3 protein-coding genes are annotated in these 5818 nt (G+C 41.3%); 2 read left to right on the top strand and 1 reads right to left on the bottom strand.

All coding sequences use genetic code 11. The features are described 5' to 3' along the window. Positions 1-109 precede the first annotated feature (109 nt). Entirely contained in the window at positions 110-3721 is a 3612-nt protein-coding gene (nifJ, locus tag D5R40_RS29750; protein WP_124147540.1) for a pyruvate:ferredoxin (flavodoxin) oxidoreductase, read from the top strand. Between the two features lie 673 nt (positions 3722-4394). Here nifJ and D5R40_RS36420 read toward each other — a convergent pair. Then, positions 4395-4544, bottom strand: coding sequence for a hypothetical protein (locus D5R40_RS36420; protein WP_161565104.1), 150 nt, complete (start codon positions 4542-4544; stop codon positions 4395-4397). 112 nt (positions 4545-4656) lie between these two features. Between D5R40_RS36420 and D5R40_RS29745 the strand changes: the two genes are divergently transcribed. Next, on the top strand, positions 4657-5460 hold the full coding sequence (locus tag D5R40_RS29745) for a class I SAM-dependent methyltransferase (protein ID WP_124155641.1): 804 nt from the start codon (positions 4657-4659) through the stop codon (positions 5458-5460). The last annotated feature ends 358 nt before the right edge of the window (positions 5461-5818 follow it).

Raw genomic sequence — 5818 nt, 5'->3', positions numbered from 1 at the left:
TCCCATTTGCGGTGGGTTAACCGCAGAATCCAGGGTGTTTCAACCCCTGGAGATGTCAAAAATCCACAATATTTGTAAATAACCAGAGAATTTCAACAGGAGAATATCTATGAGTGACAAAACTTTTGCAACAGTGGATGGTAACGAAGCAGTTGCCCGTGTTGCCCACAAACTCAATGAAGTCATTGCCATCTATCCCATCACTCCCTCCTCTCCAATGGGTGAATGGGCCGATGCTTGGTCATCCCAAGGCACGCCGAATATTTGGGGTACAGTTCCCAGTGTGGTTGAAATGCAGAGTGAGGGTGGGGCGGCCGGAGCAGTACATGGTTCGTTGCAAACAGGTTCTCTAACTACAACGTTCACAGCATCTCAGGGATTATTATTAATGATTCCTAATCTTTATAAAATTGCTGGGGAACTGACTTGTTGTGTTATTCATGTTGCAGCTCGTTCTCTGGCAGCTCAAGGTCTCTCTATATTTGGCGACCACAGTGATGTGATGGCTGCTCGTGCTACTGGTTTTGCCATGTTGTGTTCTGCTTCGGTACAAGAAGCTCACGACTTGGCACTTATTTCCCAAGTTGCCACTCTGGAAGCAAGACTGCCATTTATTCATTTCTTTGATGGTTTTCGCACTTCCCATGAGGTACAGAAAATTGAACTTCTGCCAGAAACGGTTTTGCGGGAAATGATCGATGATGAATTTGTTTTTGCTCACCGCGCTCGTGGTTTGACTCCTGACCGACCAGTTTTACGGGGTACAGCTCAAAACCCGGATGTTTATTTCCAAGCTAGGGAAAGTGTTAATCCTTTTTACACGGCAACTCCGGATATTGTTCAGAAAGCAATGGATAAATTTGCCGAACTGACAGGGCGACAATATCAATGTTTTGAATATCACGGTGCTGTTGATGCAGACAGGGTTATTATTCTCATGGGGTCTGGTTGTGAAACAGTTCACGAAACTGTAGACTACTTAACTGCCAATGGTGAAAAAGTTGGGGTATTGAAAGTTAGACTATATAGACCATTCGATGCCAGAAGGTTAGTCGCAGCATTACCTGAAACAGTGAAAAAAATTGCTGTGTTAGATAGGACAAAAGAACCCGGTGCAAGTGGCGAACCTCTGTATCAAGATATAGTTACTGCTCTGAATGAAGAATGGTCAGACGCAATGCCAAAAGTAGTCGGCGGTCGTTATGGTTTATCTTCTAAAGAGTTTAACCCGGCAATGGTGAAGAGCGTTTTTGACAACCTCAGTGCCGATAAACCCAAAAATCATTTTACAGTCGGCATCAACGATGACCTTTCTCACACATCTTTACCTTTCGATGCAGGTTTCTCTATCGAAGCAGATAATGTGGTGCGGGCAATGTTTTACGGTTTGGGTTCTGATGGTACTGTGGGTGCAAATAAAAACTCCATTAAAATTATTGGGGGAGAAACTGACAACTATGCTCAAGGTTACTTTGTCTACGACTCCAAAAAATCTGGTGCTGTTACTGTCTCCCACCTCCGCTTCGGTGCTAACCCCATTCGTTCCACTTATCTCATCGACCAAGCAAATTTTGTCGGTTGTCACCAATGGAGTTTTCTAGAAAAATTAGACGTTCTGACCTCCGCAGCTAATGGTTCTATTTTTCTGATGAATAGTCCCTACGCTCCCGATGAAGTTTGGCAACAGTTGCCAGTAGAAATTCAAGAACAAATTATCCGCAAGAATTTAAAAGTCTATGTAATCAATGCTAATAAAGTTGCTAGTGATAGTGGGATGAGGGGACGCATTAATACAGTAATGCAGACCTGTTTCTTTGCCTTAGCTAATGTTTTGCCCAGAGAAGAGGCGATCGCTCAAATTAAAAAATACATCCAAAAGACCTACGGCAAAAAAGGTCAGGAAATTGTCAATATGAATTTACAAGCGGTTGACAATACTTTGGATAATCTCTACGAAGTTAAAATTCCCACGGAAGTTAGCAGTACTCTCCACCGTTTACCACCCATTCCCGACACAGCGCCAGAATTTGTGCGGGATGTTTTGGGCAAAATGATTTCTAGGGAAGGTGACCAACTACCAGTCAGCGCTTTACCATGTGATGGAACTTACCCCACCGGAACAACTAAATGGGAAAAACGTAATGTTACTCAAGAAATTCCAGCTTGGGACCCAGATGTTTGCGTGCAATGCGGTAAGTGTATTATGGTTTGTCCTCATTCGGTCATCCGTGGTAAAGCTTATGAGGAGACTTTGTTAGATAATGCTCCGGCAACTTTCAAATCTACAAATGTCAAGGATAAAGATTTTTCCGGACAGAAATTTACTATCCAAGTCGCACCCGAAGACTGTACTGGTTGTGGTGTGTGTGTAGATATTTGCCCGGCAAAAAATAAATCTATGCCATCCCGCAAGGCAATAAATATGGAAGCGCAGTTACCATTGCGGGAACAAGAAAGGGAAAATTGGGATTTCTTCCTGGGTCTACCTAACCCCGACCGTCGCTCCCTCCATCCCGACCGTATTCGTCAACAACAATGGCAAGAACCTTTGTTTGAGTTTTCTGGTGCTTGTGCAGGTTGTGGAGAAACTCCTTATGTTAAATTAATTAGTCAACTATTTGGCGATCGCTCGGTTGTGGCGAATGCTACGGGATGTTCTTCTATTTACGGCGGTAACTTACCTACAACTCCTTGGACAAAAAATGCCGATGGTCGCGGGCCCGCTTGGTCAAATAGTTTGTTTGAGGATAACGCCGAATTTGGTTTAGGTTTCCGTCTGTCTCTCGACAAACATAGTCAGTTTGCTACGGAGCTTTTACAAAAAGTAGCGGGAACTGTGGGAGATAATTTAGTTGAAGCCATTCTGAACGCCTCCCAAAAATCTGAAGCTGATATTTGGGAACAACGGGAGCGAGTCGCCCAAGTCAAGGAAAAATTGCAAGGGGTAGATTCGCCAGAAGCAAAGCAACTGCTGACTTTAGCAGATTATCTGGTGAAAAAATCTGTTTGGATAGTTGGCGGTGATGGTTGGGCTTATGATATAGGTTTTGGTGGTTTAGACCACGTTATCGCCAGCGGTCGAAATGTGAATATTTTGGTCATGGATACGGAGGTTTATTCTAATACTGGCGGTCAGTCTTCCAAAGCAACACCCCGTGCAGCAGTTGCTAAATTTGCAGCAGGAGGAAAACCATCAGGCAAGAAAGATTTAGGTTTAATAGCAATGACTTACGGGAATGTTTATGTTGCCAGCGTTGCCATGGGAGCGCGAGACGAACATACCCTGAAAGCATTTTTGGAAGCTGAAGCTTATGAGGGACCATCTTTAATTATTGCTTATAGTCATTGTATTGCTCATGGAATTAATATGACGACAGCAATGAGTAATCAAAAAGCTCTTGTAGAAAGTGGTCGGTGGTTGTTGTATCGGTATAACCCAGACTTGGTACAACAAGGAAAAAATCCTTTGCAACTAGATATGCGATCGCCCAAGAAACCAGTAGGCGAGTCGATGTATCAGGAGAATAGGTTCAAAATGCTCACCAAGAGTAAACCAGCTGATGCCAAAGAGTTATTAGCACAAGCGCAGGAAGATGTCAATACTCGTTATGCGATGTATGAATATTTGGCAGCTCGAAAATTAGAAATGCCCAATGGTAATGGAAATGGTAACGGTAATTCTGATGCTATGAAAACACCAGAAAAAACGACTAATAGCTAATAGCTTCCGAGGGATAAAACTGTAGGTTGGGTTAAGCGCAAGCGCAACCCAACAACAAGATATAGTTTGAGGAATTACGCATTTTTGAGTTCTAATATAGAATCCGGTTGAATAGTTATTGTATAGTTGGGAGTAGGGGAGTGGGGGAGATTAAAGGCTTGAAGTAATTATAGAATTATCAACATATACTAATTAAATAATTGTGGTTTAAAGCCTGCCCTTTTAAGGGGAAAAAATTGCTAGGATATTTCCTTATATTCAATTCCGTAACGGTTAAAATCCGAGGTAATTATCCATTATCCATTATCAATTAATGAATCCTACCTCCTCGCTCATTCCCCGTTATTCCTGTCTTCCCCTCCCCTCCTGGGAGGGGTTAGGGGTGGGTTGTCTCCTGAAGATATAGTTTGAGGAATTACGCATTTTTGAGTTCTAATATAGAATCCGGTTGAATAGTTATTGTATAGTTGGGAGTAGGGGAGTGGGGGAGATTAAAGGCTTGAAGTAATTATAGAATTATCAACATATACTAATTAAATAATTGTGGTTTAAAGCCTGCCCTTTTAAGGGGAAAAAATTGCTAGGATATTTCCTTATATTCAATTCCGTAACGGTTAAAATCCGAGGTAATTATCCATTATCCATTATCAATTAATGAATCCTACCTCCTCGCTCATTCCCCGTTCCTCCTGTCTTCCCCTCCCCTCCTGGGAGGGGTTAGGGGTGGGTTGGGAGGGGTTAGGGGTGGGTTGTCTCCTGTCTCCTGTCTCCTACCCTTACCCATAAGACTTTTGAGCGCAAACCCTATATATTTATAACCCAAACTACTAGCACGTTTAGTCTAGAACTATGGGTGAAAAAAATCTAACCCCCCAACCCCCTTTGTGGTATAGTGGCAGGGATCATAGATAGGATTCGACTGGTATTTTTTAAATATGAAAGTATTTGACTATGATAAAATCAGAGCTACTTTGCTTAAAGGGCCTCGTGTAACCTCTCTCCTGAAACATTTTGAGAATATTGCTGCGGGTATCTCTCAAGCACCTACACAAAGCGTATATGCAGCCTCTGACTTTTTAAGTAAAAGCAATGAATATCGGGAATACCACAGTGTATTTCAACGCAATATAGGAACATTCTATCAACATTTCTGTGCCAGTGTTCCCTTTATTATAGAAGAGCAATGCCGAATCGGTGTAGCTCTACAAAGGTTAGCAAAACACCGACTAAAAGATGAGAAAAAGCCTTTTACTTATTATGAGGTAAGTTCAGCAGATGGCACAAATGCAAGAACACTGGCTGAATATTCCCAAGGTATGATTAGTACTTTAACTGACTCTCCAAATCCAGCCAATGGAGAAAATTTCCATAAGCTTTGCCAACACAGCTATTCCGATATTTATATCGGACCTTTTGTAGACATCACACCTGAGTATATTTCAGCAAGAAACGATCGTCCTTATCTCAAATATGGTTTTGATGCCATCTATGAAAATACAGCATTTCAAATGTATGCTCCTAATCGTAAAGCTCAAATTGCATATGTGAAGCGAGTACTTAAAAGTGATGGATTAATGATCTTTTGTGAAAAGCTGATTCATCCTGTCCGTGATGAGTATGAAAGGAGAGAACATCTAAAGGATAACCTGTTTAAGGCCCATTACTTTACTAAAGCTGACATTGATCAAAAAGTTTCGCAGATCCTTGAAGAGATGGAACAATGTCAGCATTTGAAATAGCAATGGTAATTCCCATTACTTTACTAAAGCTGACATTGATCAAAAAGTTTCGCAGATCCTTGAAGAGATGGAACAATGTCAAGTGACCTTGGATGAGTTAGTAGATTCTATAAGTTATCACTTTAAATATGCGTATATGATCTGGAATAGCACTAATTTTTATGAACTTGTTGCATCTAACGATCAATCTAATTTGCAAAAATTTATTTCTTTCCTTGGGGAGCATTATGTTCCGGCTCCTTTTTTGTGTGAAGAAGTTTTAGTAAAACCACTTCTTTAATGTGTTAATTTATAACTTTAATGGGCTTTGTTGCACAAAAGATGATGTTTAGGGTAAAAATAAAGAAGTCAAGATGGT

Source organism: Okeania hirsuta (assembly GCF_003838195.1).
Lineage (GTDB): Bacteria > Cyanobacteriota > Cyanobacteriia > Cyanobacteriales > Microcoleaceae > Okeania > Okeania hirsuta.
Note: the sequence above shows the minus strand (reverse complement) of the source record. Positions and strands in the feature narration are given on the sequence as shown.

Excerpts from the sequence above, each read along its gene's own strand:
- nifJ (WP_124147540.1), top strand. The coding sequence starts at position 110 with ATGAGTGACAAAACTTTTGCAACAGTGGATGGTAACGAAGCAGTTGCC.
- D5R40_RS29745 (WP_124155641.1), top strand. The coding sequence starts at position 4,657 with ATGAAAGTATTTGACTATGATAAAATCAGAGCTACTTTGCTTAAAGGG.